This window comes from Zhihengliuella sp. ISTPL4, from assembly GCF_002848265.1.
GTDB lineage: Bacteria > Actinomycetota > Actinomycetes > Actinomycetales > Microbacteriaceae > Microbacterium.
Genome location: NZ_CP025422.1, coordinates 1,485,521 through 1,510,330 on the forward strand (window position 1 = coordinate 1,485,521; position 24,810 = coordinate 1,510,330).

The 24,810-nt window shown below is 68.3% G+C and carries 26 protein-coding genes; 12 read left to right on the forward strand and 14 right to left on the reverse strand.

Annotated features, from left to right (window positions below):
* Window positions 1-262 precede the first annotated feature (262 nt).
* Window positions 263-973, forward strand: a complete 711-nt coding sequence (locus CYL12_RS07150; protein ID WP_158297117.1) for a hypothetical protein — start codon at window positions 263-265, stop codon at window positions 971-973.
* Window positions 974-1,391: 418 nt separating this feature from the next.
* On the opposite strand, the gene CYL12_RS17150 is transcribed toward CYL12_RS07150, so the two are convergent.
* The 5 genes from CYL12_RS17150 to CYL12_RS07175 all read right to left on the reverse strand — a co-directional run bounded on the left by CYL12_RS17150 (window position 1,392) and on the right by CYL12_RS07175 (window position 7,390).
* Window positions 1,392-2,045: a hypothetical protein gene (locus tag CYL12_RS17150; RefSeq protein ID WP_158297118.1), complete on the reverse strand. Its 654-nt coding sequence runs from the start codon at window positions 2,043-2,045 to the stop codon at window positions 1,392-1,394.
* 67 nt (window positions 2,046-2,112) lie between these two features.
* Window positions 2,113-4,080, reverse strand: coding sequence for an ATP-binding protein (locus tag CYL12_RS07155; protein WP_158297119.1), 1,968 nt, complete (start codon window positions 4,078-4,080; stop codon window positions 2,113-2,115).
* Window positions 4,081-4,186: 106 nt separating this feature from the next.
* Complete coding sequence (locus tag CYL12_RS07160; RefSeq protein WP_101846784.1) at window positions 4,187-4,738, reverse strand: hypothetical protein; 552 nt, start codon at window positions 4,736-4,738, stop codon at window positions 4,187-4,189.
* Between the two features lie 721 nt (window positions 4,739-5,459).
* Window positions 5,460-6,533 (reverse strand): redox-regulated ATPase YchF, encoded by a 1,074-nt coding sequence (ychF, locus tag CYL12_RS07170; RefSeq protein ID WP_101846786.1) that lies wholly within the window; start codon window positions 6,531-6,533, stop codon window positions 5,460-5,462.
* A gap of 116 nt (window positions 6,534-6,649) precedes the next feature.
* Window positions 6,650-7,390 carry a class I SAM-dependent methyltransferase gene (locus CYL12_RS07175; protein WP_101846787.1) on the reverse strand — a complete coding sequence of 247 codons (741 nt, stop codon included), beginning with the start codon at window positions 7,388-7,390 and terminating at the stop codon, window positions 6,650-6,652.
* 59 nt (window positions 7,391-7,449) lie between these two features.
* Between CYL12_RS07175 and CYL12_RS07180 the strand changes: the two genes are divergently transcribed.
* Both CYL12_RS07180 and CYL12_RS07185 read left to right on the forward strand, forming a co-directional pair.
* Window positions 7,450-8,043 (forward strand): exonuclease domain-containing protein, encoded by a 594-nt coding sequence (locus CYL12_RS07180; protein ID WP_101846789.1) that lies wholly within the window; start codon window positions 7,450-7,452, stop codon window positions 8,041-8,043.
* 51 nt (window positions 8,044-8,094) lie between these two features.
* The gene (locus CYL12_RS07185) at window positions 8,095-9,372 is read left to right on the forward strand and encodes a DNA recombination protein RmuC (protein ID WP_101846792.1); all 1,278 of its coding nucleotides are present in this window, start codon (window positions 8,095-8,097) and stop codon (window positions 9,370-9,372) included.
* A gap of 36 nt (window positions 9,373-9,408) precedes the next feature.
* Here the strand turns inward: CYL12_RS07185 and CYL12_RS07190 are convergent, their stop codons facing one another.
* The gene (locus CYL12_RS07190) at window positions 9,409-9,696 is read right to left on the reverse strand and encodes a hypothetical protein (protein ID WP_025103956.1); all 288 of its coding nucleotides are present in this window, start codon (window positions 9,694-9,696) and stop codon (window positions 9,409-9,411) included.
* A gap of 171 nt (window positions 9,697-9,867) precedes the next feature.
* Window positions 9,868-10,854 (reverse strand): class II fructose-bisphosphatase, encoded by a 987-nt coding sequence (glpX, locus tag CYL12_RS07195; protein WP_060922697.1) that lies wholly within the window; start codon window positions 10,852-10,854, stop codon window positions 9,868-9,870.
* Window positions 10,855-11,039: 185 nt separating this feature from the next.
* Here glpX and fbaA point away from each other — a divergent pair, with 185 nt between their 5' ends.
* The gene (gene fbaA, locus CYL12_RS07200; RefSeq protein ID WP_025103954.1) at window positions 11,040-12,068 is read left to right on the forward strand and encodes a class II fructose-bisphosphate aldolase; all 1,029 of its coding nucleotides are present in this window, start codon (window positions 11,040-11,042) and stop codon (window positions 12,066-12,068) included.
* A gap of 61 nt (window positions 12,069-12,129) precedes the next feature.
* Here the strand turns inward: fbaA and CYL12_RS07205 are convergent, their stop codons facing one another.
* From CYL12_RS07205 to CYL12_RS07215, 3 genes are all read right to left on the reverse strand, one after another.
* Entirely contained in the window at window positions 12,130-12,645 is a 516-nt protein-coding gene (locus tag CYL12_RS07205) for a DUF6264 family protein (RefSeq protein ID WP_101846794.1), read from the reverse strand.
* A gap of 228 nt (window positions 12,646-12,873) precedes the next feature.
* Complete coding sequence (locus tag CYL12_RS07210) at window positions 12,874-13,665, reverse strand: IclR family transcriptional regulator (RefSeq protein WP_101846797.1); 792 nt, start codon at window positions 13,663-13,665, stop codon at window positions 12,874-12,876.
* Window positions 13,666-13,667: 2 nt separating this feature from the next.
* Window positions 13,668-14,714: a 4-hydroxy-3-methylbut-2-enyl diphosphate reductase gene (locus CYL12_RS07215; protein ID WP_167627867.1), complete on the reverse strand. Its 1,047-nt coding sequence runs from the start codon at window positions 14,712-14,714 to the stop codon at window positions 13,668-13,670.
* A gap of 100 nt (window positions 14,715-14,814) precedes the next feature.
* Between CYL12_RS07215 and xseA the strand changes: the two genes are divergently transcribed.
* The 5 genes from xseA to CYL12_RS07240 are packed head-to-tail and all read left to right on the forward strand — an operon-like array spanning window position 14,815 to window position 19,065.
* A complete protein-coding gene (gene xseA, locus CYL12_RS07220; RefSeq protein ID WP_101846800.1) occupies window positions 14,815-16,092 on the forward strand; it encodes an exodeoxyribonuclease VII large subunit in 1,278 nt (425 codons plus the stop codon).
* Between the two features lie 36 nt (window positions 16,093-16,128).
* Window positions 16,129-16,362, forward strand: a complete 234-nt coding sequence (locus CYL12_RS07225) for an exodeoxyribonuclease VII small subunit (protein WP_060922691.1) — start codon at window positions 16,129-16,131, stop codon at window positions 16,360-16,362.
* A complete protein-coding gene (locus CYL12_RS07230) occupies window positions 16,359-17,003 on the forward strand; it encodes a DUF4245 family protein (RefSeq protein WP_101846803.1) in 645 nt (214 codons plus the stop codon). Before CYL12_RS07225 ends, CYL12_RS07230 begins: the two co-directional genes overlap by 4 nt.
* A complete protein-coding gene (locus tag CYL12_RS07235) occupies window positions 17,000-17,674 on the forward strand; it encodes a carbonic anhydrase (protein WP_025103947.1) in 675 nt (224 codons plus the stop codon). Before CYL12_RS07230 ends, CYL12_RS07235 begins: the two co-directional genes overlap by 4 nt.
* Window positions 17,671-19,065, forward strand: coding sequence for a class II fumarate hydratase (locus tag CYL12_RS07240; RefSeq protein WP_101846805.1), 1,395 nt, complete (start codon window positions 17,671-17,673; stop codon window positions 19,063-19,065). Before CYL12_RS07235 ends, CYL12_RS07240 begins: the two co-directional genes overlap by 4 nt.
* An 82-nt stretch (window positions 19,066-19,147) precedes the next feature.
* Here the strand turns inward: CYL12_RS07240 and CYL12_RS07245 are convergent, their stop codons facing one another.
* The 3 genes from CYL12_RS07245 to CYL12_RS07255 all read right to left on the reverse strand — a co-directional run bounded on the left by CYL12_RS07245 (window position 19,148) and on the right by CYL12_RS07255 (window position 22,633).
* Window positions 19,148-20,434, reverse strand: coding sequence for a PhoH family protein (locus tag CYL12_RS07245; protein ID WP_233486886.1), 1,287 nt, complete (start codon window positions 20,432-20,434; stop codon window positions 19,148-19,150).
* Between the two features lie 254 nt (window positions 20,435-20,688).
* Window positions 20,689-21,819 carry an aminotransferase class V-fold PLP-dependent enzyme gene (locus CYL12_RS07250; RefSeq protein ID WP_101846809.1) on the reverse strand — a complete coding sequence of 377 codons (1,131 nt, stop codon included), beginning with the start codon at window positions 21,817-21,819 and terminating at the stop codon, window positions 20,689-20,691.
* A 34-nt stretch (window positions 21,820-21,853) separates the two neighbouring features.
* A complete protein-coding gene (locus tag CYL12_RS07255) occupies window positions 21,854-22,633 on the reverse strand; it encodes an isoprenyl transferase (protein WP_101846811.1) in 780 nt (259 codons plus the stop codon).
* A 96-nt stretch (window positions 22,634-22,729) separates the two neighbouring features.
* On the opposite strand from CYL12_RS07255, the gene CYL12_RS07260 reads away from it, so the two are divergent.
* Window positions 22,730-23,461 (forward strand): PAQR family membrane homeostasis protein TrhA, encoded by a 732-nt coding sequence (locus CYL12_RS07260; protein WP_101846813.1) that lies wholly within the window; start codon window positions 22,730-22,732, stop codon window positions 23,459-23,461.
* A gap of 7 nt (window positions 23,462-23,468) precedes the next feature.
* On the opposite strand, the gene CYL12_RS07265 is transcribed toward CYL12_RS07260, so the two are convergent.
* Window positions 23,469-23,762: a hypothetical protein gene (locus tag CYL12_RS07265; RefSeq protein WP_075245488.1), complete on the reverse strand. Its 294-nt coding sequence runs from the start codon at window positions 23,760-23,762 to the stop codon at window positions 23,469-23,471.
* Window positions 23,763-23,830: 68 nt separating this feature from the next.
* On the opposite strand from CYL12_RS07265, the gene CYL12_RS07270 reads away from it, so the two are divergent.
* Together CYL12_RS07270 and greA are read left to right on the forward strand one after the other, a co-directional pair.
* Window positions 23,831-24,217 carry a DUF4307 domain-containing protein gene (locus CYL12_RS07270; protein ID WP_101846815.1) on the forward strand — a complete coding sequence of 129 codons (387 nt, stop codon included), beginning with the start codon at window positions 23,831-23,833 and terminating at the stop codon, window positions 24,215-24,217.
* A gap of 97 nt (window positions 24,218-24,314) precedes the next feature.
* Window positions 24,315-24,803: a transcription elongation factor GreA gene (gene greA, locus CYL12_RS07275; RefSeq protein ID WP_101846818.1), complete on the forward strand. Its 489-nt coding sequence runs from the start codon at window positions 24,315-24,317 to the stop codon at window positions 24,801-24,803.
* Window positions 24,804-24,810 lie beyond the last annotated feature (7 nt).

The following is a 24,810-nucleotide window of genomic DNA, read 5'->3' on the forward strand; positions in this document are numbered from 1 at the left end:
ATACACCTCTGGCGAGTCACGGGTTTCGTCGAGCGACCCTTCCAACTCACTCGTCAAGTTGAGCGGAATCTCCGCTACCGAACAAGAGTTCGCCGTTGCCTTTGCTAGGACTCCTAGCCCTCGTTGACCGATCCGTGTACATTTACAGTTGGGCGGGGCGCATTTGGAATGCGGCTCGGTTCGCCGAGTGAGTACCGGGTTCGACTCCCGGACGCCAGAAGGCATGTCTCGAACATGCCGTCCGGCGTCCGTGAGTAGATCAATGACCAGTTACCCCAGCAGCCCAGCGTTCAGCAAGCACACCGACAATTTACGCGCTATCACCTCAGCGCTCACGCAAGTGGAACGAACCCACAAACGCGCAATCCGCGAAAGCGACGAGCCAAGTGAAAAGGCAATGCGCATCGTCCACACACTCCTTTTGGGCGTCTACGCTGAGGCCCGGCTCCGCAAGATCTTGGAGGACCCAACCGGCTTTAACGCCCGTGAGCGTCAGCTAATCTGGCTTGAAAAGAGCCAGGACAAGCGCTGGCTCGCCTCTGTCGACTTTGCAGCACGCCGCCACTACAAGGTGATGTCACATCAGGATCTCAGCGAGGTCGCTCCACCTCAGGCGTTCGACCGCATTGAAACGATTTCAGCTCTCCTACGGCATGACCTAGCTCCAGTGATCACCGATCGAAACAGGTTGGCGCACGGACAGTGGGTCCATCAGCTAAGAAGCCGTAGCGAGGACACGTTCACCGATACTTCCGTCAGCTTTGACTACAACTATGTTGCGCTTGACGCACGGAAGCAGTTGCTCGATTTCATCGCGCGAATCGTGAACGTTCTTGCTGTGTCCGAGCCTACGTTTGACCGGGATTTCAGTGACCTCATGGAAAAGATCGGGCGGGTGAAGGCGAGTCTTAGCGGCGACCGCTACCCACAGTTCGCCTCGCAACTGCGTGGTACGAGGCTCAACGCTGGGTGACTAGCCGGTCCATCCGGCGCGACCATGCAAGAGTGTGCACATTAGCCAATCGCCCGACGAAACATGACTGGAGCTTCTGCTCGTAGCAAGAGACACGCGCGCGTCTCGATCTGGCACGCGTTCCCATCCAACCTGGTGATCGAACGGGAAGTGATCTCGCCTCAGCCACCGACGCTGCGATCAGGCTGCCGACACCGCCGATCCAGGCAGACACAACCGCACCCCAGATGTCGGGCCCCCTCAAGCTCGGACCAAAGCGAGTGCGAGACACACGTCCGCTCCAGCGGCGACTGAAGCCCCGTCCAACCTGCACGCTGACGCACGATGTGCGCCGACACGTTGGACCGAAGCTCCACCAAGTTCCGGCACATACCAACCTGTGGTTGCGTGACCGACGCCCGTACTGATGTCGACGCGACTACGGCACGAGCTCGAGGTCTGGCTTCGGCTCGGCGGCCAGACCTGACCGTTTGGGCTCGGGCCATTTTGGCAGATCTGCGGCGCGCCCACCGTACGCGACCACACTTTGCGATGCGAGGTCACAGCATGCCTGGATGAATCCCTCGGCACCCATGAGGCGCATCGAGTTTCTGCCATCCGCGAGCGGCCAGAGCGCGCCCGATTGGTTTGAAACCGAACGAGGATCCTGACCATGGTTCAGAAGATCTCGCAGAGATTTCATGTCAGCAAGGTACGCGTTGAGCTGTTGCGTTCCGGAGTAGACAACCCAGCGAGAGCGCCGCCCGGGTCGATCCTGAAGAAGTGCTCGGGTTCGCACAGCCCATACGTTCGTGAAGAGGCGAACGTCGTGCTTTGCGCCTGCGTCACGGAGTCTGCCCGGGTTCAAAGGGATGACCCGTGTGTCGTCATTGCCTCTCAATATGTCGTTGAAGAATGCTTCAATCGCCCCATAGGCCATCGTGAACACCGCCCAGCGCAAGGCGTGCTGCTTCTTGGACTGCCCAAGCCTATTGCCGTCGTCATCGTGCAGCTTGTCGATATCACGATGAAGCGTGACGAGGCGACAGGGGTTCTCAAGACCATCGGCAAGTTGCTGGGCAGCATCAATCACGTGAGGCAACCGTACGTGCGCCTCCACAGGCATGCTCCTTCCTTTCGAAACCAGGTGGGCACCCGACCTAGCTCGGATCGTCCTCCGAGAACAGCCCCTCGGGCAGCACGTCTGCATGGTGCTCGTGAAGGTACCGCTTGACGTCGAGGAGGGAGGCATCGTGCTGCAATCCGCGTTTGTAGTAGAGCAAGCGCTGGTCCGCGGACTCGAGGATCTCCGACCATCGACGCACCCAGACCCGGTAGCGCAGCGGGGAGTTCGGGTCGAGCTCTGACTCGTCGAGCAGCCCCGACTCGCGGCCACGCTGGTTGATGTCGCGCCGCACGTCGTTGTTGTAGTCGTTCACAACGAGCACGAAATCCCATACGGTGTGGGTGCCAGCAAACTGCGGATCCTCGACGATGGCGCGGGCATAGCCCTTGATCTGGTTGGCCTCCTTGTACGACGCAACCACAGAGGGCGCCTTCAACTCAACGACCAGATGCCGCTTCGTCTCGTGCTCAGGCGCGCCCAGGGAGAACATCAGGTCCAGGCGGCCTTGGCTGCCGTCGGTCTTGGTAACCTTCGTAGTGGGCTCCCCTTCGCGGCCAAGCACGCTGAGGTGCTGCTCGAGCGCTCGAGTGAGACCGATCTCCGAGCTCATCATGTTGAACTGCTCCCCGAACACCCAGCTCTCGCGCTCGAGGATCTTGTGCAGGTGGTCGCGTTCCTTGACCAGTCCCTTAGCTTCGGGGTTGAAGACGATCTCGCGAAGAGCGCTCAGGAAGTCCAGGCGGTCGGTCACATCGGTAGTCGCCCGAATGAGCCTTGAGAGCGGGGTGCGCTCAAGCAGCCGATCGAGTTCTTCGCTCTCACCGTCAGTGAGCCCCACGTACTGGTCCAAGAGCGTCTTCACACCGTCGGGATTCCGCTGGAGCGTGTCCTTGAGGAGACCCAGCGTCAGCTTCTCCTGGTCGCGCTTCTTGGGGATGTGCCGACGCACAGCGGTCGCGATGACGTCGAAGGTAGCTCGTTCGACCACCTCTTCTTCCGAGGCAGGATCGCCTTCGTAGGGGTAGGTCTTGGTCTCTTTCCAGCGTCCGACGAGCTCGCGACGCTGCTCGGCACGGCGAGCCTCGAAGTGGTCCTCGAGCGTGGAGTCCACGACCTGCATCAGGGATCCGAGCAGGGAGGTCTCCTGCTCCATATCGACGAGCAGCACCTCATTGGCATGCTCGGCCATGTCCTCCCAAAGGACGTACGCAGCGAAGTTGAAATCGGCATAGCGCCTGATCGGCGTCTCATCGACAGGAACCCCCTTCTCGTCGCAGAGATAGAGCGTCCGGCCTTTCACGTCCCGCCATTCGACGACCTTCAACTCCGCTCGGCGATCGACGCCGTCGTAGGACCACTTCAGCTCGTGTGTCCTTTGTCGCTCGATGCTTGCGGCAGGGTCGATCTTGACTCCGTCGTACCGGACGTCGATCGTCGGGAAAGTCAGCAGATGCAAAGCAAGGGCAGCACCAATGCGCGGCCGCGCAGCGTCGCTTTCGAGGCGGCCAAGCGAGTCGCGACCTTCCGCTCGGAACTCGGTATAGGTCGGCCCCTGGGCATCGACAGGGTCGGGGCCGGAGAAGTCGTTGCGATGATGAATGGTCGACGAAACTCGAGTTTTCTTGAACGCGCCCGTGGCATCCTGGCCAACGGTCTCCCATGTGATGCGGGTTCCCAGCGCGAAAGCGCGCAGCCGCCCCTGGCCAAGCCTGCCGTGCAGGGGCCGCTTCTCACGCTCGGTAACGCGCGCCCCGAGCTTCCAGGAGTTCCCCACCCACTTGAAGTCCTGCTCGACGCGTTCCGGGCTCATGCCGAGGCCGTCGTCGCGAACGGTGACGCCAACAATGCCGTCCGCGAGGTTGCGGTCCAGAGTGACTGACACCTTGTTGGCGTCCGCATCGAGGCTGTTCCAGATGAGCTCGATGACCGCTCGGATAGGATCAGCCTCACCGGCGAGGCGCTGGACCAAGTCGTTTCCAGCGATGAGCGCAATTCGAGGCATGACCTCAGTGTGCCAGTTGGCGGCGACACACGTCGCGACCGCGGCGCGGCGCGCAGGCGGTCCACGGACCACGGGTTGCTCTCGCTTCGCTGCCAGGCGAAGGGGCCTACTCCAACGGCTGGATCCGTGGGTTGGATCGCGGAGGAAGATCCCAGCCGTGACGTGCATGGATGTCCTGCACCAGCTCTTCCGCGTTGGCCTGGAGCTTGGCAAGGGCTTCCGCGTCGTGGCCGGCTGACCGGAGATGGCGCAGGTTGCTGCTCAGCGCGTGCGACCAGCTCATCAGAGGGTCCAGGTTCCGCACCCGCCGTTCAACGGTGTCGCCGGGCTTGGCTGCCTCCATGACCTGTCGGCCGATGGCCGCGCCCAGCGTGCGCTCGGCCTCCAACCACGGGTCGATGCCGTCCCAGCCGTCGAGCTGGTCGACGAGCGCGATCGACGTGATGCGCAGGTTGGCCAGCCGCTCCCCCACCGGCTCTGCGATGGGATCGAATCCGATGAGACGCTGCACGGCTTCCTGCACCGCGAACCAGCGTGCATCCTCGGCCGCCTTGCGCGACTCGGCGAGAGCCTCCTTCGCGCGCTTGTTTGCTTGGTAGGTGCCGACGCAGGCGACCACTAGCGAAACGGCCGAGATCACCAGTGGGAGGACATCCATGACTTGATCCTGCCATGTCGCTCAGACGCAGCGAAGCGCTCTTGGCCACTGCCGGCGGCCCCAGGTACCGGGCAGAATCTCCGAGTCGCTCAGCGACCTCCTGCGACAGGTGACGCTGAATGCGGAGACCACGCACCTGCGATCCCACCACCTTCTTCAGCGGTTCTGCCACCTTTCCAGCCTCAAGGTTGGCAGTCATGACTTCCAGGAAGTTATCGCCTCACACTTCAAGCAACGTCGGCTCGAGCAACCTCGCGCCTCTCAGTCACCGCATCGGCGAAGGAGGAGACTCGTGCAGGCACCAGACGCCCCCCTCACGGTTCATTCATCGCACCACGAGAGCCCGGGCGCTCGCTCACGAAACCCCGGCGGCCATGTTCGAGGACGCACAAGAAGAATGCTCCGCGAAGACTGAACGCCGATCACCGGCTCCGAGTTTTTGAGACGCGTCGAATATTGAGGCAGCAGGTTCAGGCCTCGACGTACCAAGAACATCCCCCGAGCGCCACGTGAAGGGCGCCAGAGCTCGCGCTCGTGGGATGACACGGGACATGCGGCCAGCTTCGCAGTATCCGACGGCGCGACGCCTATTGAGACAGCCACATTGTTGTCTACCTGCGCCGCCTCACGGCTCGACTCACGATCAAATGTTGGATCAAAACTCACGACTGCGTGGAAGTCTTCACATTGCAGAATGCAAAAGTCCTGATCAAAGGCAAAATCAGTTGTTGAAGCGGAACTCCACGACGTCGCCATCCTGCATGACGTAGTCCTTGCCCTCCAGGCGCGCCTTGCCCTTGGCGCGGGCCTCCTGCACGGACCCGGTCTCGACGAGGTCGTCGAACGACACGATCTCGGCCTTGATGAAGCCCTTCTCGAAGTCGGTGTGGATGACGCCGGCAGCCTGCGGGGCCTTCGATCCCTTGGGGATGGTCCAGGCGCGGGCCTCCTTCGGCCCGGCGGTGAGGTAGGTCTGCAGCCCGAGCGTGTCGAAGCCGATGCGGGCGAGCTGGTCGAGGCCCGACTCGTCCTGCCCCGTCGAAGCGAGGAGCTCGGCGGCGTCCTCCGGGTCGAGGTCCTTGAGCTCGGACTCGATCTTCGCGTCGAGGAAGATCGCCTGCGCCGGCGCGACGAGGGCCGCGAGTTCGGCCTTGCGGGCGTCGTCGGTCAGCACGGACTCGTCGACGTTGAAGACGAAGATCACGGGCTTGACCGTCAGGAGCCCGAGTTCGCGGATCGGGTCGAGGTCGAGGCCGCTGGTGGAGAGCAGAATGCCGCGCTCCAGGGCGTCCTTGGCAGCCTTCGCGGCTTCGAGGACCGACGGGTCGATCTTCTTGCCGCGGACCTCCTTCTCGTACCGCGTGATCGCCTTCTCGACCGTCTGCAGGTCGGCGAGCATGAGCTCCGCGTTGATGGTCTCCATGTCGGACGCCGGGTTCACGGCGCCGTCCACGTGCACCACGTCGTCGTCGGAGAACCCGCGCACGACCTGGGCGATCGCGTCGGCCTCGCGGATGTTCGCGAGGAACTGATTGCCCAGACCCTCCCCCTCGCTCGCCCCTCGGACGATGCCGGCGATGTCGACGAACGACACCGCGGCGGGCAGGATGCGCTCGCTCCCGAAGATCTCCGCGAGCTTCTCAAGCCGCGGGTCGGGCAGGTTCACCACGCCGACGTTCGGCTCGATCGTCGCGAACGGGTAGTTCGCCGCGAGCACGTCGTTCTTGGTGAGAGCGTTGAAGAGGGTGGACTTGCCGACGTTGGGCAGGCCGACGATTCCGATAGTGAGAGCCACGGAGTATGAGTCTACCTGCGCGGCTCTCCCCCTCCTCACCCCTCGCGGGGCGCAGGCACCCACGCGAGATCAGGCACTTACCCACGAGAGGTGCCTGATACGGCGCGGGCGCCTGTTCAGCGACGGACCGCGCGGAACGCCCTCGTCACGTACGGCACCTCGACCGCGTCGTCCCCGTGCAGGCCGAGCTCGTCGAACAGGGCGTCCATCTCGCGACGTATCCGCGCCTTCTCGGCGTCGTCGGCGGTGATCACGGCGCTGCGGGAGGCCGCCATGCGATGAAGGAGCTCCCGTGTCATGGGGCGCGACCACTCCCAGCGCTCCTGCGTCAGCGGGCCGAACGGCTCCCCGACGACGGGGTCGCCCGCCGCGAGCATGATCTCGGCGTTGCTCCCGTGCATGATGTCGGTGAGCCGTCGCACCCACTCGACCCGCTCGTCGCGGAGGTTCCAGACGAGTCCCAACACGCCGCCCGGCCGCACGGCACGACCGATCTCCGCGGAGGCGGCGGCGGGCTCGACCCAGTGCCACGCCTGACCGAGCACGACGGCATCCACGCTCGCGTCCGGCAGCGGCAGCTCTTCGGCGGTCCCGACGAACGTGGGTACCCCTGGCACGGCCTCGCGCAGCGCGGCGAGCATCGCCGGGTCGGGGTCGATCGCCACGACCTCGGCGTCCGCGGCGGCGACGAGCGCCCGCGTGAGCTTGCCGGTGCCGGCGCCGACGTCCGCCACCCGCCGCGCACCGTCCGCCATCGGCTCGAGCATCCAGGCGACGGCTTCGAAGGGGTACTCGGGCCGTCCGGCCTCGTAGCTTCCGGCCGCCGCGCCGAAGGACCTCGCGAGTTCGTCCGCCATGTGGCCAGCATACGGCGAGCCTGCGCGGCGACGTCGGAGGCCCGGGAGAGAGTGAACACGTGCCACTGGACTTCACTGCGATCGACTTCGAGACCGCGAACTCCAGCCCGGCCTCCGCGTGCTCCGTCGGACTCGTGCGGGTGCGGGACGGGGAGGTCGTCGCCACCGCGAACTGGCTGATCCAGCCGCCGCCCGGCCACGACGAGTTCCAGGAATGGAACGTCCGCATCCACGGCATCCGGCCCGAGCACGTGCTGTCGGCGGCCACCTGGGTCGATCAGTTCGACCGCCTCTGCGCTTTCGCGGGCGCCGACGTGCTCGTGGCCCACAACGCCGGCTTCGACCTGAACGTGCTGCGCCGGGCGACGGAGGTCACGGGTCAGATCTGCCCGCCGTACCGGTCGCTGTGCAGCCTCCAGGTGGCGCGGAAGACGTATCAGCTCGACTCGTATCGCCTGCCTCTCGCCGCCGCGGCGGCCGGGTATGCGGAGTTCTCGCATCACGACGCCCTGGCGGATGCCCTGGCGTGCGCGCAGATCATCGTCGACGCTGCTGCCCGTGCCGGTGCCTTCGACGTGTTCGGGCTCGCGGACGCCCTCGGCCTGCGGGTCACCGAGCCCTCGATGCCGACGCTGGAGCGCGCCGTCGCCTGACTCCGGCCGCGCCGTCGGAGCGATGTCGGATGCCCTCGACATCATGGACACATGGATGCCCTGTCGATCGTTCTCCTGCTCGTGGCCCTCGCGGCGGGCGTCGCTCTCGGCTGGTTCCTTCGGGCCGGGCGGAGCGCCGCCGATATGGCGCGCACGCAGGCCGAGCTCGCGGCGGCACGGGACGACCGCGACCGCCAGTACGACCTCTACCGGGACGCGGTCGAGCACGCCCGCTCGGAGCAGCGGGCGGAGGCGCAGCGCGTCCAGCAGCAGAACGCCGTGCTGCAGGCCCTGGCCCCGGTCCGCGAGAGTCTGCACCAGATGCAGTCCAAGGTCGCCGCGATCGAGAGCGAGCGGCAGGCGCAGTTCGGCACGCTCGCCGAGCAGCTCCGGCGCGCCCAGGAGTCCGATGAAGCGCTCCGTGCGACCACCGAGTCGCTCGCGGGCGCCCTGCGCTCCACATCCACGCGCGGGGTCTGGGGCGAGACCCAGCTGCGCCGTGTCGTCGAGGCCGCGGGGCTGACCCGGCACGTCGACTTCGACCTGCAGGCGACGATCACGTCCGACCGCGGCCAGGGGCGCCCCGATATGGTCGTCCGCCTGCCGGGCGGCACGTCGATCGCGGTCGACGCGAAGGTTCCCCTCGACGCCTATCTCGAGGCCTCGGCCCTTCCCCTCGGCGACGCCCACGAAACGCAGCGTCGTGCCCATATGCAGAAACACGTCCGCGCGGTCCGGGCGCACGTCGATGCCCTGGCCAAGAAGGCCTATTGGTCAGGCCTCGATGCGAGTCCGGAGTTCGTCATCTGCTTCCTGCCGAGCGAGTCGCTGCTGGCCGCCGCCATCGACGAGGACCCGACGCTGCTCGACTACGCCTTCAGCCGACGAGTGGCCCTCGCCTCCCCCGTCAACCTCTGGGCGGTCCTCAAGACGGTCGCCTACACCTGGACCCAGCAGGAGGTGTCCACCGAGGCCCGCAGCCTGCTGGCGCTCGGCACGCAGCTGTACGAGCGCCTCGGCACGCTCGCGGGTCACGCGGACGACCTGCGACGCGCCATCGAGCGCACGGTCGACAGCTACAACCGTTTCGCCGGATCTCTGGAGTCGCGGGTGCTCGTCACGGCCCGCCAGTTCCCTGGCGTCGACGCGGACGCCTTGGCTCCGGTGGCGGCGATCACCGCGGACGGGCGGCGTTTCACCGCGCCGGAACTCCTGGTCCCGACCGAGACTGACGACGCTGTCGCCACCGTCGACACGATGCAGGCGGATGTCGGCGAGGTCCGCTCGCGTCTGGATCACGCCGCTGCGCTCCCCGACCGGGAGGGCTGACAGCGGGAGCGACCGGATCGACCGGTCGCAAGGGGCTCAGGCGACGCCGGGGACGCCGCTGAGCAGCAGGATGACGAGCCCGCTCGTGGCGAGGAACGCCCCGATCATCCACCAGGCGCTGACCTCGTGCCCCTCCGCACGGCGGACGCGGAACAGCACGTCGGCGCGGCGAGCCGGATCGACGGCCGGCTGAGCGACCGGTGCCGGCGGGGCCACGGCGGCCGCTTCGGCATCGGCACTCACCCGGAGGATGCGTCCGGTGTTCGTGGTGATGATCTTCGTCGGCGCGGCGCTCTTCGAGCCGGTCGTGTGCTGCGTTGTCATGCGTTCGCCCTCCTGTGCCTGCGGTGCCTGGCGGCTCCGTCGACGGCGACAAACCCAGTGACAATTGTGACACGGCGGCTGACCGAACCGGGGCCGACCCGTGCAGGAAGGGATACCGGGTCGGTAACGATGGCCGCGTTCTTCCTCAGGATCACGCCTGCGGGAGAGCCCTCACAGCCACTTCGAGACGAGGTGCTCCGACGCGATCCGGCGGAGGGTCCCGGAGGCGCCGCGGAGGACCACGCTCTCGGTGTAGACGTAGCCGCGCTCGCGGCGTACACCGGCGACGAGCTGGCCGTCGGTGACGCCGGTGGCGACGAAGATCGTGTTGTTGCCCTGCACGAGGTCGTCCGCCTCGTAGACCTTGTCCATGTCGAGCCCTGCGTCGATGCCACGCTGGCGCTCGTCGTCGTCCCGCGGCCAGAGCCGGCCCTGGATGTGGCCGCCGAGGGCCTTGATCGCGCACGCGGTGACGATGCCCTCCGGGCTGCCGCCGACGCCGACGCACATATCGGTGCGGGCGTCGTGGCGGGCGGCGTTGATCCCGCCGGCGACATCGCCGTCGCTCATGAGGCGGGTTCCGGCCCCGGCGTCCCGGATCTCCTGGATGAGCTGCTCGTGCCGCGGACGGTTGAGCACCGACACGACGATCTCGTCGACGGGCTTGTCCAGCGCGCCGGCGAGCTTGCGGATGTTCTCACCGATGGGCAGGCGGATGTCGACGACGCCGACACCCGCGGGCCCGGTGACGAGCTTGTCCATGTAGAAGACGCTGGAGGCGTCGAGCATCGTGTCGCGGTCGGACACGGCGATCACCGAGAGCGCGTTCTGCCGACCGGCCGCGGTCAGCGACGTGCCGTCGATGGGGTCGACCGCGATGTCGCACAGCGGGCCGCGTCCTGTGCCGACGACCTCGCCGTTGAACAGCATCGGGGCGTTGTCCTTCTCGCCCTCGCCGATCACCACGCGGCCCTGGAAGTCGACCGTCCCGAGGAACGCCCGCATGGCGTCGACGGCGGCGCCGTCGGCAGCCTCCTTCGCACCGCGACCGATGAACGGAACGGCACGGATCGCCGCCGCCTCGGTCGCGCGCACCAACTCCATCGCGAGGTTGCGGTCGGGACGCAGCGGACTCAGGTCGGCAGTCAGACTCACCATGGCTCCAGCCTAACGAGGGTGAGGGCGCCGACCGGCTCGTTTTCCGCGCGGCGAGGTCGAAGAAATCGCGATTCTTAACGCATCCGAAGGAGGTGTCGGCCGCCGCGCTGTCCTCCCTGCCGTGCCCGCGCACCCGCCCCGATAGAGTGGCAGCTGTCCCGGCTTCACCTACCGCAGGAGTTCTCATGCCCGTCGCCACCCCGGATCAGTACGCCGACATGCTCGACCGCGCGAAGGCAGGCGGCTTCGCGTACCCCGCGTTCAACGTCTCGAGCTCGCAGACGATCAACGCCGTCCTCCAGGGCCTGACCGAGGCCGGCTCCGACGGCATCATCCAGGTCACCACCGGCGGCGCTGACTACTTCGCCGGCCACACGGTCAAGGCCCGCGCGACCGGCGCCCTCGCTTTCGCCCGCTACGCCACCGAGGTCGCCAAGAACTACCCGGTCACCGTCGCCCTGCACACCGACCACTGCCCGAAGGACGCGCTCGCGGGCTTCGTCGAGCCGCTCATCGCCGCCTCGGAGGAAGAGGTCAAGGCCGGCCGCAACCCGATCTTCCAGTCCCACATGTGGGACGGCTCGGCGGTACCGCTCGCCGAGAACATCGAGATCGCCAAGGAGCTCCTCCCCCGCATGAAGGCGATCAACGCCATCCTCGAAGTCGAGATCGGCGTCGTCGGCGGCGAGGAGGACGGCGTGCAGCACGAGGGCTCGAACGAGGCCCTCTACACGACGTTCGCCGATGTCGACCAGGCCGTCCAGGCGCTCGGCCTCGGTGAGCAGGGCCGCTACATCGCCGCCCTCACCTTCGGCAACGTGCACGGCGTCTACAAGCCGGGGGGCGTGAAGCTGCGCCCGGAGCTCCTCGGCGAGATCCAGGCTGAGGTCGCCGCGAAGTACAACACCGGCGAGAAGCCGCTCGACCTCGTCTTCCACGGCGGCTCCGGCTCGACCGACGAGGAGATCGCCCTCGCGGTCGCCAACGGCGTCATCAAGATGAACATCGACACGGACACGCAGTACGCGTACACCCGCGCGATCGCCGACTACATGTTCAAGAACTACGACGGCGTGCTGAAGGTCGACGGCGAGGTCGGCAACAAGAAGCAGTACGACCCGCGCGCCTGGGGCAAGATCGCCGAGTCGGCCATGGCCGCCCGCGTGGTCGAGTCCACCCGCCAGCTCGGCTCGTACGGCCAGTCGAAGAGCTGACATCCGCAGTCACAGAAAGGGCCCGGCATCATGCCGGGCCCTTTCGCGTGTGCGCGCGGAGTCAGCGCGCCGCCTGGTCGAGGTAGGCGATGAAGGCCGGGTCGCCCATCATCGGCACGACGAGGCAGAAGGCGGCGATGGCGATCGTGACGACCGCTCCCACGATCGGGAGCCACCACGTGAGACGACCGCGTCGGAGGCGACGGATCGACAGGGCCGCCGTGACGCACCAACCGACCGCCAGCACGATCGCCGCGATCGTGCCCCACAGCCGGCCGGCGGCGTAGTTCGTGAACTCCCCGTCGATGCCGAGCATCGTCATGGTCTGGTTCATGACCGGAACGATGTCCAGATAGGACAGGCCGGTGACGACGACGTTGACCAGACCGTAGGCGAGTAGCGCGATCGTCGCGAACCGGTCGACCGAGGAGGGTCGCGCCGGAGCAGGCACCGCCGGCGCGGGGTCCGAAACGGGAGCCGACGGGCTGACGACCTCCACCACGGGCGGCAGACCCGCCGCCTCCCGCTGCTCCTCTGGCGTGGCGAATTCCCCGTAACGGGGGCGCTGGTCGGTCATCCCGCCATGGTATCCGCAGCGGCTCAGCGGCCCGCTCAGGAACCGGCCCAACCAATAGCGGCCCCGGAGAAGTGGGGACTTCTCGGGGCCGCGGACGGGAGCGCTGGGGACGCTCCTCATCCCGTTGGTCGCCGGCGCTGGGGACGCCGTAGGCGATCAGTAGGGCGTTGTCAGCCGCTACGTCTTCGATCATAGGGAACCCGAGTAGCCCGCACCAGGGCACGTAATTCAGATGGTGAACTCTGCATCCGGGCCGCCTGCATCGAGCGATTCCGCGCCGAGCTGGAGCGACAGGCGCCGCGCGGCGCGCTGCAGGTTCGACACCAGCCTCCGGTTGACGACGGCCTGGTCGGCGGGCAGGGAGACCGCGAGCGACGCGATCACTCCCGGGGCGATGACGGGCACCGCGACGCACGTGGCACCGATCGCGTACTCCTCCCGGTCGACCGCCCATCCCGGGGTCTGCTCGAGCTGGGTCAGGAGCGTCCGCCGATCGCTGATCGTCCGTGGCGTGAGCTCCTCGAGCCGGTGCCGGGAGAGGTAGTCCAGGCGGTCCTCCTCGGAGAGCGCGGCGAGGATCTGCTTGCCGAGCGCGGTCGCGTGGGCACTGGCGTGCAGTCCGACCCAGAGCTCGATGCGCGGGTTCCGCACGGCATCCACGATGTCGACGAGGTGCATCTCCCCGTCTGCGTACCGGGACAGGTAGGCCGTGGCGCCGACGTCCTCCGTCACCGAGCGCAGCGCGGCGCGGACGCGGGCGAGGAACACCCCGCGGGAGTCGATCTGCTGCTGAAAGGAGGGAAAGCGGCTCCCCAGCACGAGACCGTCCGGCTCCGCACTCAGATACCCCTCGTGCACGAGCGTGCGCACCAGGTTGTAGGTCGTCCCCGGCGTGAGCCCCGTGATGGACGAGAGCATCTTCGCCGGAAGGGGGCGCGGGGAGTTCGCGACGATGTCGACGAGGCGGAGCGCGCGTTGCACGGACCCGATGAGGGTCGGCTCCGCCTCCGCGGCGTTCACCGCTACGCGCCTCCTCCTGCGGAGGCGCGGCCGCCCAGGGCGCGCGCGTCGCGCTGTCCCGAGGCGTCCTGACGGAGCTCCTTCGGCAGAGAGAACATGAGATCCTCCTCCGCCGTCTTGACCTCTTCCACGTCGCGGTACCCCGCGTCACCGATCGCGTCGAGGACCTCACGCACGAGGACCTCGGGCACCGAGGCGCCGCTGGTGACGCCCACGGTCTCCACCCCGTCCAGCCACTCCTGGCGGATCTCCTCGGCGTAGTCCACGCGGTAGGCGGCCTTGGCCCCGTACTCGAGGGCGACCTCGACGAGACGGACGCTGTTGGACGAGTTGGCGGAGCCGACGACGATCACGAGATCGGCCCCCTGGGCGACCTTCTTGATGGCGACCTGTCGGTTCTGCGTGGCGTAGCAGATGTCGTCGGACGGCGGATTGTGCAGCTCCGGGAAGCGCGTGCGGAGCCGGTTCACCGTCTCCATGGTCTCGTCCACGGAGAGCGTCGTCTGCGACAGCCACACGACCTTCGACGGGTCCTTCACCTGCACGGTGTCGGCCTCTTCCGGGGAGTTGACGACCGTGACGTGGTCCGGGGCCTCCCCTGCGGTGCCCTCGACCTCTTCGTGACCGTCGTGGCCGATGAGCAGGATCTCGAAATCGTCCCTCGCGAAGCGCACGGCCTCGCGGTGGACCTTGGTCACGAGCGGGCAGGTGGCGTCGATCGCGTGCAGGCCGCGGTCGGATGCGGCGTTGACGACGGCCGGAGAGACACCGTGCGCGCTGAAGACGACATGGGCACCCTCGGGCACCTCGTCGACCTCCTCGACGAAGATCGCGCCCTTGGCCTCGAGCTCCGTCACGACGTGGATGTTGTGCACGATCTGCTTGCGGACGTACACGGGGGCCCCGTAGCGCTCGAGCGCCTTCTCCACAGCGACCACCGCGCGGTCCACCCCTGCACAGTATCCGCGGGGGGCGGCGAGCAGGACGCGCTTGTGTCCGGGCACCGGGTTATCCTGAAGCCGCCCGGCCGCGGCGCGCACTCGTGGGATGCGAGGAGCGGGAAGATGAACGGCAGTCGAAGTCACCCCTCGATTCTACCGTCGCGCGGCTGGACGGGGCCGGTGAGTGCGCAGGCAGGAACGGAAGCAGATGACAGTCTTCGAAGCGACGACAGGACCGGGCGAGACGCCGCCGGCTGATGCCGTCGCCCCGCGCGACTCCACGGCGCAGGCGCCGACGTCGGTCGCCCGACTGAACGCCACCATCCGCGACTTCGTGGCGCGCTGGAACACCGTCTGGGTCGAGGGCGAGATCACTTCCTGGAACGTCCGCGCCGGCAACGTCTTCGCCCGCCTCAAGGACACCCGCTCCGACGCGCAGATCTCCATCCGCGTCTGGTCGAGCGTGCGCGGCCGCATCCCCACCGACCTCGGCGTGGGCGATCACGTCGTCGCCGCTGTCAAGGCCGACTACTTCGTCCGCTCCGGCGACTTCAGCTTCGCGGTCTCGGCGATGAAGCACGTGGGGCTCGGCGACCAGCTCGAGCGTCTGGAGCGGCTGCGGGTACAGCTCCGCCAGGAGGGCCTCTTCGACGCCGCGCGCAAGAAGCGCCTGCCGTTCCTCCCCCACGTCATCGGTCTCATCACCGGCGAGCGCTCCGACGCCGAGAAAGACGTGCACCGCAACGCCGAGCTGCGCTGGCCGCAGGTCCGCTTCAAGACCGCGTACGCCGCTGTGCAGGGCGATCGCTGCGTGCCGGACACCCTCGCCGCGCTCGCCCGTCTCGACGCCGACCCCGAAGTCGACGTGATCATCATCGCCCGCGGCGGTGGCGACCCGCAGACCCTCCTCGGCTTCAGCGACGAGCGCCTCGTCCGAGCCGTCGCCGCGGCATCGACGCCGGTGGTCAGCGCCATCGGCCATGAGAACGACCACCCGCTCCTCGACGACGTCGCGGATCTCCGCGCCTCGACGCCGACCGACGCCGCCAAGCGCGTCGTCCCGGACGTCGGGGAGCAGCGCGCGCTCATCGCGCAACTGCGGTCCCGCGCCACCACTCGCCTCACCCAGCGCCTCACGCACGACATCGCCCAGCTCGAGCAGCTGCGCTCCCGTCCGGTGCTGCGCTCCCCCGATCCGATCATCGACACGCGCGCCCAGGAGACCTTCCTACTCCTCGCCCGCGGCCGCGACGCCGTGAGCCGGCAGCTCGACGACGCCGGCCGGCGGACGAGCGAACTGCGCGCCTCGCTACGCGCCCTCTCCCCCGCCGCGACGCTGGCCCGCGGCTACGCCATCGCCCACCTCGAAGGCGGCGTGATCCTCCGCGACGCGGCGGACGCCCCCGTGGGCAGCGCGCTCACGCTCACGGTGGACCGAGGGTCGGTCGCGGTGCGCTCGGAGGGCGAGATCGCAGAAGGCGCCTGAGCAGGAGGCGTCCGGGGCACGACGTAGGATGGAGGAGTGAGCGCCGTGAACGACACCCCCGTGGATACGCTGTCGTTCGAGGCGGCCCGCGACGAGCTCGTGCGGGTCGTCGCCGAGCTCGAACAGGGGGCACCGACCCTCGAACACTCGCTGGCCCTCTGGGAGCGCGGCGAGGCCCTGGCCGCCCGTTGCGAGGAGTGGCTGCTCGGCGCGAAGCGCCGCCTCGAGGCCGCTCGCACCGCCACCACCGACGAGAGCGACGCGTCATGAGCAAGGGCCCCGCGATCAACGCCGACCTCGGTCGACCGGAGACCCCGGACGAGACGGCCGCGCGCAAGGCCGCGTCGAGCAAGGCGTATCGGTCGAGCCAGACCGTCCGCAACCTCGTCGCCGCCCTCGTGGTGACCCTCGCGGTCGTCGTCGTCATCATCGCGCTCGTTCCCCGCGGCGAGCCGGTCGCCGCGAAGCCGATCGACGTGGCCGCCATCGCCGCGGACGTCGAGTCGTCCCTGGGCAGCCCGGCGATCGTTCCCGAAGCCGACGAGTTCTGGCGGGTGAACGCCGCCGAGCTCCAGAGCGGAGCCCCCGTCGTCTGGGAGGTCACCCTCGCGCCCGCGGCACAGGACGAGCGCGGGTTCATCAAGCTCGCCCAGGCCTTCGACGCCGACGCCTCCTGGGCTCCGCAGCGCCTGAACGGCATCGCCCCGACCGACACCGTGCGCATCGGCGGCCGGGAGTGGGACGTCTATCAGCCCGGTTCCGCCGGCGCCGAGGCGAACGTCACGTACGCCCTCGGCACCCAGGCCGGCGACGACTACGTGCTCCTCTACGGCTCCCGCTCGGCGGATTCCACTGCCGAGCTCGCGGAGTCGCTCATCCCCCAGATCCGCACCGTCTCGGAGGCCCGATGACCCACCCGCTGACCCCCGCCGCCGCCTGGAAGCAGATGCAGGACGGCAACCGTCGCTTCGTCCGCGACGAGCCCCAGCACCCGAACCAGAACGTCGACCGCCGCAAGGACCTCACCGCAGCCCAGCACCCCGTCGCGACGCTGTTCGGCTGCTCGGACTCCCGTCTCGCCGCCGAGATCATCTTCGACCTCGGCCTCGGCGACCTCTTCGTCGTGCGGAACGCCGGACAGGTGATCGGCGAGTCGATCGTGGCCAGCCTGGAGTACGCGGTCGCCGTCCTCGAGGTACCGCTCATCGTGGTGCTCGCGCACGACTCCTGCGGTGCGGTGCGCGCCGCCATCGACGGCACGGCCATCGACGCCGATCCGCTGCCTCCGCACATCTGGAAGCTCATCGCGCCGATCGTCCCGGCCGCGCGCAAGGTCCTCGCGGAGAGCGGCGGCGGCACGGTGGCGGACATCGATGCGGAGCTCGTCGGACGTGAGCACCTGCGCAACACCGTCAACGACCTGCTGCAGTCGTCCGAGATCATCAGCAACGCCGTCGCCGAGGGCCGTCTCGGCATCGTCGGCGCCAACTATCGTCTGGCCGAGGGTGAGGCAGCGCCCGTCATCACGGTCGGCATCGAAGCCGAGGGGATCGACCCCGCAACCAAGGAGGGTTCGGAATGACCGACACCGAGTACCGCATCGAACACGACACCATGGGTGAGGTGCGAGTGCCCGTGAACGCGCTCTACGGGGCGCAGACGCAGCGCGCTGTGGAGAACTTCCCGATCTCCGGCAAGGGCCTGGAGTCCACGCAGATCGCCGCACTCGCGCGCATCAAGAAGGCCGCCGCGCTGGCGAACAAGGAGCTCGGCACGCTCGACGGCACCATCGCCGACGCCATCGCCCAGGCCGCCGACCAGGTCGCCGCGGGCAGCCACGACGGCGAGTTCCCGGTCGACACCTACCAGACCGGTTCCGGCACCTCGTCGAACATGAACATGAACGAGGTCCTGGCGACGCTCGCGAGCCGCATCCTCGGCTCGACCGTGCACCCCAACGACCACGTGAACGCCTCCCAGTCGTCGAACGACGTGTTCCCGACCTCGGTGCACATCGCGGTCACGCAGGCGCTCATCGACACCCTGATCCCGGCGCTCGACCACCTCGCGGTCGCACTCGAGGCCAAGGCGGAACTCTGGAAGGACGCGGTCAAGTCCGGCCGCACGCACCTCATGGACGCGACGCCCGTCACGCTCGGCCAGGAGTTCGGCGGCTACGCCCGCCAGATCCGCCTGGGCATCGAGCGCGTGCAGTCGGCGCTCCCCCGCGTGGCCGAGGTACCCCTGGGCGGCACCGCCGTCGGCACCGGCATCAACACGCCGCTCGGCTTCCCGCAGAAGGTCATCGAGCTGCTCGCAGCCGAGACCGAGCTGCCCATCACCGAGGCGAAGGACCACTTCGAGGCGCAAGCCAACCGTGACGGTCTCGTCGAGGCCTCCGGCGCGCTCCGCACCATCGCGGTCTCGCTGACGAAGATCAACAACGACCTGCGTTGGATGGGCTCCGGTCCCAACACCGGCCTCGGCGAGCTGCACATCCCCGACCTGCAGCCGGGGTCGTCGATCATGCCGGGCAAGGTGAACCCGGTCGTTCCCGAGGCCGTGCTGATGGTGTGCGCGCGCGTCATCGGCAACGACGCGACCGTCGCCTGGGCCGGGGCCTCCGGTTCGTTCGAGCTGAACGTCGCCATCCCGGTCATGGGCACCGCGCTGCTCGAGTCGATCCGTCTGCTGTCGAACGCCTCCCGGGTGCTCGCCGACAAGACCATCGACGGCCTGCAGGCGAACCTCGACCGCGCCGCCGCCTTCGCGGGCATGAGCCCGTCGATCGTGACCCCGCTGAACAAGCTGATCGGCTACGAGGCTGCGGCGAAGATCGCGAAGCACTCGGTGGCCAAGGGCATCACGGTGCGCGACGCCGTGATCGACCTCGGCTACGTCGAGCGCGGCGAGCTCACCCTCGAGCAGCTCGACGAGAAGCTCGACCTGCTGTCGATGACCCACCCGGGCTGATCCACGCCCGACACGGATGCCGCGAGGACCTCGGTCCCCGCGGCATCCGTCGTCTCCGGCTCCGTATCGTGCAGGTGACGGGTCAGCTCAGTTCGCCGCCCTCCAGGAGGTCGGTGACGAGGGCGGCGATCGCGGAGCGCTCCGAGCGGGTCAGGGTGACGTGGCCGAAGAGGCCGTGTCCCTTGAGGGTCTCGATGACGCTCGCGATGCCGTCGTGCCGGCCGACCCGCAGGTTGTCCCGCTGCCCGACGTCGTGGGTGAGGATGACGCGCGAGTTCTGTCCCATGCGACTGAGCACCGTGAGGAGCACGTTCCGCTCCAAAGACTGCGCCTCGTCCACGATCACGAAGGCGTCGTGCAGGGACCGTCCGCGGATGTGGGTGAGGGGCATCACCTCCAGGAGTCCGCGTTCGACCACCTCATCGATGACGTTCCCCGAGACCACGGAGCCGAGGGTGTCGTACACCGCCTGACCCCAGGGGTTCATCTTCTCGCCCTGGTCGCCCGGCAGATACCCGAGCTCCTGGCCGCCCACGGCGAACAGCGGACGGAAGACGATGATCTTCTTCTGCTGCTGGCGCTCCAGCACGGCCTCCAGCCCCGCGCACAGCGCGAGCGCCGACTTGCCGGTGCCTGCGCGACCGCCCAGCGACACGATGCCCACCTCCGGGTCGAGGAGCAGGTCGATCGCGATGCGCTGCTCGGCGGAGCGCCCGTGCATGCCGAAGATGTCGCGGTCGCCGCGGACGAGCCGGAACTCGCCGTCGCCGGTGACCCGACCGAGGGCCGATCCGCGCTCGGAATGGATGATGAGACCGGTGTTGACCGGAAGCCCGTGCACGTCCTCGCTGAGCCCGACCTCGCTCTCGTAGAGGTCGCTGATGTCGTCGCCGGAGAGGTCGAGGGTGGCGATCCCCGTCCAGCCCGAGTCCACGGCCTGCTCCGCGAGGTACTCCTCGGCGCGGAGCCCCAGGGACGCGGCCTTCACCCGCATCGGGAGGTCCTTCGACACGATGGTCACGTCCTGGCCATCCTGCGCGAGGTGCATCGCCACGGAGAGGATGCGGCTGTCGTTGTCGCTCAGGCGGATCCCGGCCGGGAGCACCGAGAGGTCGGCGTTGCCGAGTTCCACGCGAAGGGTGCCGCCCTCGCCGACCTCCACCGGGAAGTCGAGGCGGCCGTGCTCGACGCGGAGGTCGTCGAGATGGCGCAGCGCCTGGCGGGCGAAGTAGCCGATCTCCGGATCGTGCCGCTTGCCCTCGAGCTCGGTGATGACCACCACCGGAAGGACCACGGAGTGCTCCGCGAAGCGGAAGAGCGCCTGCGGATCGCTCAGCAGGACCGAGGTGTCGAGGACATAGGTGCGCAGATCCTGGTCGGGTTCTGCGGCCGCGGCCTGTCTCGTCGTCTGACGGGTGGACTGCTGCGCGGTGCTGGTGGACTGCTGCGCTGAACGTGTGGTCACGACCCACTCCCGACCCGGGGATTCCCGGCTATTCGAACGAGTCGACCAGGGGGTCACGAGTCGCGAACCTGAGGCCGACCCGACCGGGCGCCTTGCCCGATGCCTTGACCGTACGACCGCCCGGGGGTTTTCCACGGACAAGACACGCCAGCGATTCGTTACGGGACGATGAACGATTCCTTGCCGAACGCGCCGAGGGTCTCATCGAGCAGTGCGAGGGTCTCGGCGTCGGTGCCCGCGTGCGGCGCGACCCGGATCGACCCGCCGCGCGCCGTGACGACGAGTCCCGCGTTCGCGAGGGCCGCCGCGAGGCGGGCAGGGTCCTCCGGTGCGAGGGCGACGATCCCCGCGCGTTCGCTGCGCTCGCGTGGCGAGGCGACCGCGATCCCGTGGCGGTCGGCGGTCTCGATCACCGCGTCCACCTGCGCGGCGACCCGCTCCTCGATGGCCGCCACCCCCGCGTCCCTGACGTCGCGGACCCCGATCGCCAGCCGGCCCGCCGCGAGCGGGTCGGGCATGCTGACCGTGTACGCCCGCGCGTCTGCGGCCGGGGCCGGAAGCTCGTCGACGAACAGCCCGCTCGCCGTCGTCCCCGTGATGCCGGAGAGGACGGGCGCGATGCGCTCCCGCGCCTGCGGGGAGAACCAGGCGAAGCCGGTGCCGCGGCCCGCACGCAGCCATTTGTACCCGTGCCCGACGACGGCGTCCGCTACGGTGTAGTCGGTCTCGATCACGCCGAAGGACTGCACGGCGTCGACGATGAGGAGGCGGTCGGGCCCGAGGACGTCCCGCAGCGCGGCGAGGTCGGCCCGGTAGCCGGTGCGGAAGTCGACGTGGCTGACGGCCAGTGCCACGACGTCGTCGTCGAGAATCGCGGCGACCGCGTCGGGCGTGACACGCCCGTCGTCGGGCGTGATCCAGCGCGGCGTCACCGTCCGGTCGGAGGCCGTCGCCGCGCGCTCCAGGGTGAGGCTGACGCTCGGGAACTCCGCCGTGCTCGCGACCACCGCACCCGTGATGCCGTAGAGCGCGTGCATCAGGCCGTGCGTCGACGACGGCTGCAGCGTGACGTCAGCGGCCTGCACACCCAGCAGGTCGGCGACGACGTCCTGGGCCTGCGCGATCCGCTCGCCGACGAGCGCCAGCGACGAGGGCCGCCCGTTGCCGAGGAGGTCCGCATCGGCGAAGACCTCGGCGCGGACCGAGGGCGAGACGGGGCCGAACGCCGCCCAGTTCAGATACCCCGGATCGGCGTCGAAAGTACCGAGGTAGTCGTCGAAGGTGCTCACCGGGTCATTCTGACACGCACCCGCACAGCTCGGCTCACCGTCCGAATCGACGGTCCCGGTCGGCGAAATCGCGGATCGCGCGGAGGAAGTCGACCTGTCGGAGATCGGGACCCAACGCTTCGACGAAGTAGAACTCGCTGTGGGCGCTCTGCCACAGCAAGAAGTCGCTCAGGCGCTGCTCGCCGCTCGTGCGGATCACGAGGTCCGGGTCGGGCTGACCACCCGTGTAGAGGTGCTCGCCGATCATCTCCGGGGTGAGCTGGGCCGCGAGGTCCTCCATCGTGCCGCCCGACGCTTCGTGCTTCGTGATGATGCTGCGCACCGCGTCGACGATCTCGTTGCGGCCTCCGTAGCCCACCGCGAGGTTCACGTGCAGCCCGGTGTGATGCTTCGTCCGCTCCTCCGCGTCGGCGAGCACCCGTGCCAGCTCCGCGGGCAGGATGTCGGAGCGGCCGACGTGCTTCACCCGCCAGTTCCCCTTCAGCGACAGGGCTTCCGCGAGCTCCGCGATGATCTCGATGAGGTCGGCGAGCTCCGCCGAGTCGCGCTTGCGCAGGTTGTCGCTGGAGAGGAGGTAGAGCGAGACGACCCGCACCCCCAGCTCATCGCACCACCCGAGGAACTCCTGCATCTTGGCGGCCCCCGCACGGTGCCCTTCGGCGGCGGTGTCGAACCCGAGCTGCCGCGCCCACCGGCGGTTGCCGTCGATCATCATCGCGACGTGGTGCGGAACGGAGGCCGGATCGAGCTGACGACGCAGCCGGCTGGTGTACAGCCGGTACAGCGGCCCACGCCCCGGGCTCTCGCGTGACATCACCCACCTACGCTACCCTGCCCCGCCCTTCCGCGCCGGTGCAGAACCTGGGGACATGTACGGTTCGCGGCATGCGCGCCCGCTTAGAGTGAGCACGTGAGCACTTCCGACCAGACCGGCGCCGACGTCCCTCAGCTGCCGCTGCTCGAAGCGGCGGCCGCCGATGCGGCGACCGAGATCAAACCGACCTGGCGCGGCTGGATCCACGCGGGCACCTTCCCCGTCGCGATCGTCGCGGGCATCGTCCTCGTCGCCGTGTCGCAGGGCGCCGCGGCGAAGTGGGCCGCGGTGGTCTTCATGGCTACGTCGCTGCTGCTCTTCGGGAACTCGGCCGTGTATCACCGCTTCAACTGGCGTCCGCGGGTGAAGGGCATCCTGAAGCGCATCGATCACGCGAACATCCTGCTGCTCATCGCCGGCACCTACACGCCGCTCGCGACCCTGGCGCTACCTCCGGAGAAGGGCGTCCTGCTGCTGTCCCTGGTCTGGGGCGGCGCGATCCTCGGCATCCTCTTCCGCGTGTTCTGGATCCACGCGCCGCGCTGGCTCTACGTCGCACTGTACCTGCTGCTCGGCTGGGCCGCGGTGATGTACATCGTCGACCTGCTCGACGCCAACGTGGCCATGATGGTCCTCGTGATCGTCGGCGGTCTGCTCTACACGGGCGGCGCCATCGTCTATGCGCTGAAGAAGCCGAACCCGTGGCCCGGACACTTCGGCTTCCACGAGATCTTCCACGTGTGCACGGTCCTGGCGTTCCTGTGCCACTGGACCGCGTGCCTGCTGATCGCCCTGCACCCGCTGTCGCCGTCGCTCGGCGCGCCCTGAGCCGGGGTCAGCGCTCGCGCGGCTCCTCATCGCCGTCGGGCGTCGCGGATGCCCCCGGCGCGGTGCGACCGGCGTCCGCGGCGCTCTCGGCGGCACGCGCGGCCTCTTCCGCGTCGAGCTCCTCACGCACCTCTTCGCGGTACCGCACCCGGCGGATGCGACGGTTCATGTCCCAGATCAGCAGGATCACGGCGACGAGCACGATGACGATCACCGCGAAGCCGGCGAAGCCCGGCGTGACCGACTCCGGAGCCACCGTCATCGACGGCGTCGGCATCGGAGTCTCGGAGAGGAAGCGCATGAATCGGCCTTTCGTACGCAGGTCGCATAACCTGTTAACACCAGCCTAACGACCGGAAGACCCCACCTGTGACGACCGCCCTCCCGCTCGACGAACGCTACGGCCGCACCCGCCGAGGCCGGTGGCCGTGGTGGGTGGCCGGCGCCGTGGCCGTGGTCCTGGTCGCCGTCTTCGGATGGTTCACGGTGAGTCAGTCCATGAATTCCGTCGATGCCGACGACCTGGGCTTCGAGCTCGTGGACGAGCACGCCGTCGATGTGCGATTCCAGGTGACCGGCGTGCAGGGCAAGGACGTCGTGTGCGTGCTCGAAGCCCTCGACGAGGAGTTCGGCGTGGTGGGCTGGAAAGTCGTGGAACTCCCGGCCGGGGACGCCCACTCCCTCACCCGGGCGGAGCGCATTCCGACCGTCGCCGAGGCCACGACAGGTTTGGTGAACACCTGTTGGGTCGCCTAGACTGATCCCAGACAGACGACGCCCCGGCACCGTGCCGGGGCGTCTTGGCATATCCCCCGCGGCATCTCGGCGGGATCCCGATAGAAGGAGCTTCGTCATGTCCACCGATGCTCAGGTCCCCTTCCTCACGCAGGAAGCCTACGACCGGCTCGTCGCCGAGCTGGAACACCTCTCCACCGTCGGCCGCGACGAGATCGCCAAGCGCATCGAGGCGGCCCGCGAGGAGGGCGACCTCAAGGAGAACGGCGGCTACCACGCCGCCAAGGACGAGCAGGGCAAGCAGGAGGCGCGCATCCGCACCCTGGAGGCCCTGCTGAAGACCGCAAAGGTCGGCGAAGCCCCCGCCAGCCGTGGCATCGTCGAGCCGGGTACTGTCGTGACCGCGGTCGTCGCGGGCGGTGAGGAGGTCTTCCTCCTCGGCAGCCGTGAGATCGCCGCCGGCAGCGACCTCGACGTCTACAGCGAGGCGAGCCCGCTGGGGCAGGCGATCCTCGGCCTCAAGGTCGGCGACTCCTCGTCGTACGAGGCGCCGAACGGCCGCTCGATCAGCGTCGAGATCGTGAAGGTCGAGACCTACACGGGCTGATGCTCCC

Excerpts from the sequence above, each read along its gene's own strand:
- CYL12_RS07230 (WP_101846803.1), top strand. The coding sequence starts at position 16,359 with ATGAGCAAGGGCCCCGCGATCAACGCCGACCTCGGTCGACCGGAGACC.
- CYL12_RS07235 (WP_025103947.1), top strand. The coding sequence starts at position 17,000 with ATGACCCACCCGCTGACCCCCGCCGCCGCCTGGAAGCAGATGCAGGAC.
- CYL12_RS07205 (WP_101846794.1), bottom strand. The coding sequence starts at position 12,645 with ATGACCGACCAGCGCCCCCGTTACGGGGAATTCGCCACGCCAGAGGAG.
- CYL12_RS07240 (WP_101846805.1), top strand. The coding sequence starts at position 17,671 with ATGACCGACACCGAGTACCGCATCGAACACGACACCATGGGTGAGGTG.
- CYL12_RS07175 (WP_101846787.1), bottom strand. The coding sequence starts at position 7,390 with ATGGCGGACGAACTCGCGAGGTCCTTCGGCGCGGCGGCCGGAAGCTAC.
- CYL12_RS07155 (WP_158297119.1), bottom strand. The coding sequence starts at position 4,080 with ATGCCTCGAATTGCGCTCATCGCTGGAAACGACTTGGTCCAGCGCCTC.
- CYL12_RS07255 (WP_101846811.1), bottom strand. The coding sequence starts at position 22,633 with ATGTCACGCGAGAGCCCGGGGCGTGGGCCGCTGTACCGGCTGTACACC.
- fbaA (WP_025103954.1), top strand. The coding sequence starts at position 11,040 with ATGCCCGTCGCCACCCCGGATCAGTACGCCGACATGCTCGACCGCGCG.
- glpX (WP_060922697.1), bottom strand. The coding sequence starts at position 10,854 with ATGGTGAGTCTGACTGCCGACCTGAGTCCGCTGCGTCCCGACCGCAAC.
- CYL12_RS07185 (WP_101846792.1), top strand. The coding sequence starts at position 8,095 with ATGGATGCCCTGTCGATCGTTCTCCTGCTCGTGGCCCTCGCGGCGGGC.
- CYL12_RS07160 (WP_101846784.1), bottom strand. The coding sequence starts at position 4,738 with ATGGATGTCCTCCCACTGGTGATCTCGGCCGTTTCGCTAGTGGTCGCC.
- CYL12_RS07190 (WP_025103956.1), bottom strand. The coding sequence starts at position 9,696 with ATGACAACGCAGCACACGACCGGCTCGAAGAGCGCCGCGCCGACGAAG.
- greA (WP_101846818.1), top strand. The coding sequence starts at position 24,315 with ATGTCCACCGATGCTCAGGTCCCCTTCCTCACGCAGGAAGCCTACGAC.
- xseA (WP_101846800.1), top strand. The coding sequence starts at position 14,815 with ATGACAGTCTTCGAAGCGACGACAGGACCGGGCGAGACGCCGCCGGCT.
- CYL12_RS07265 (WP_075245488.1), bottom strand. The coding sequence starts at position 23,762 with ATGCGCTTCCTCTCCGAGACTCCGATGCCGACGCCGTCGATGACGGTG.
- CYL12_RS07150 (WP_158297117.1), top strand. The coding sequence starts at position 263 with ATGACCAGTTACCCCAGCAGCCCAGCGTTCAGCAAGCACACCGACAAT.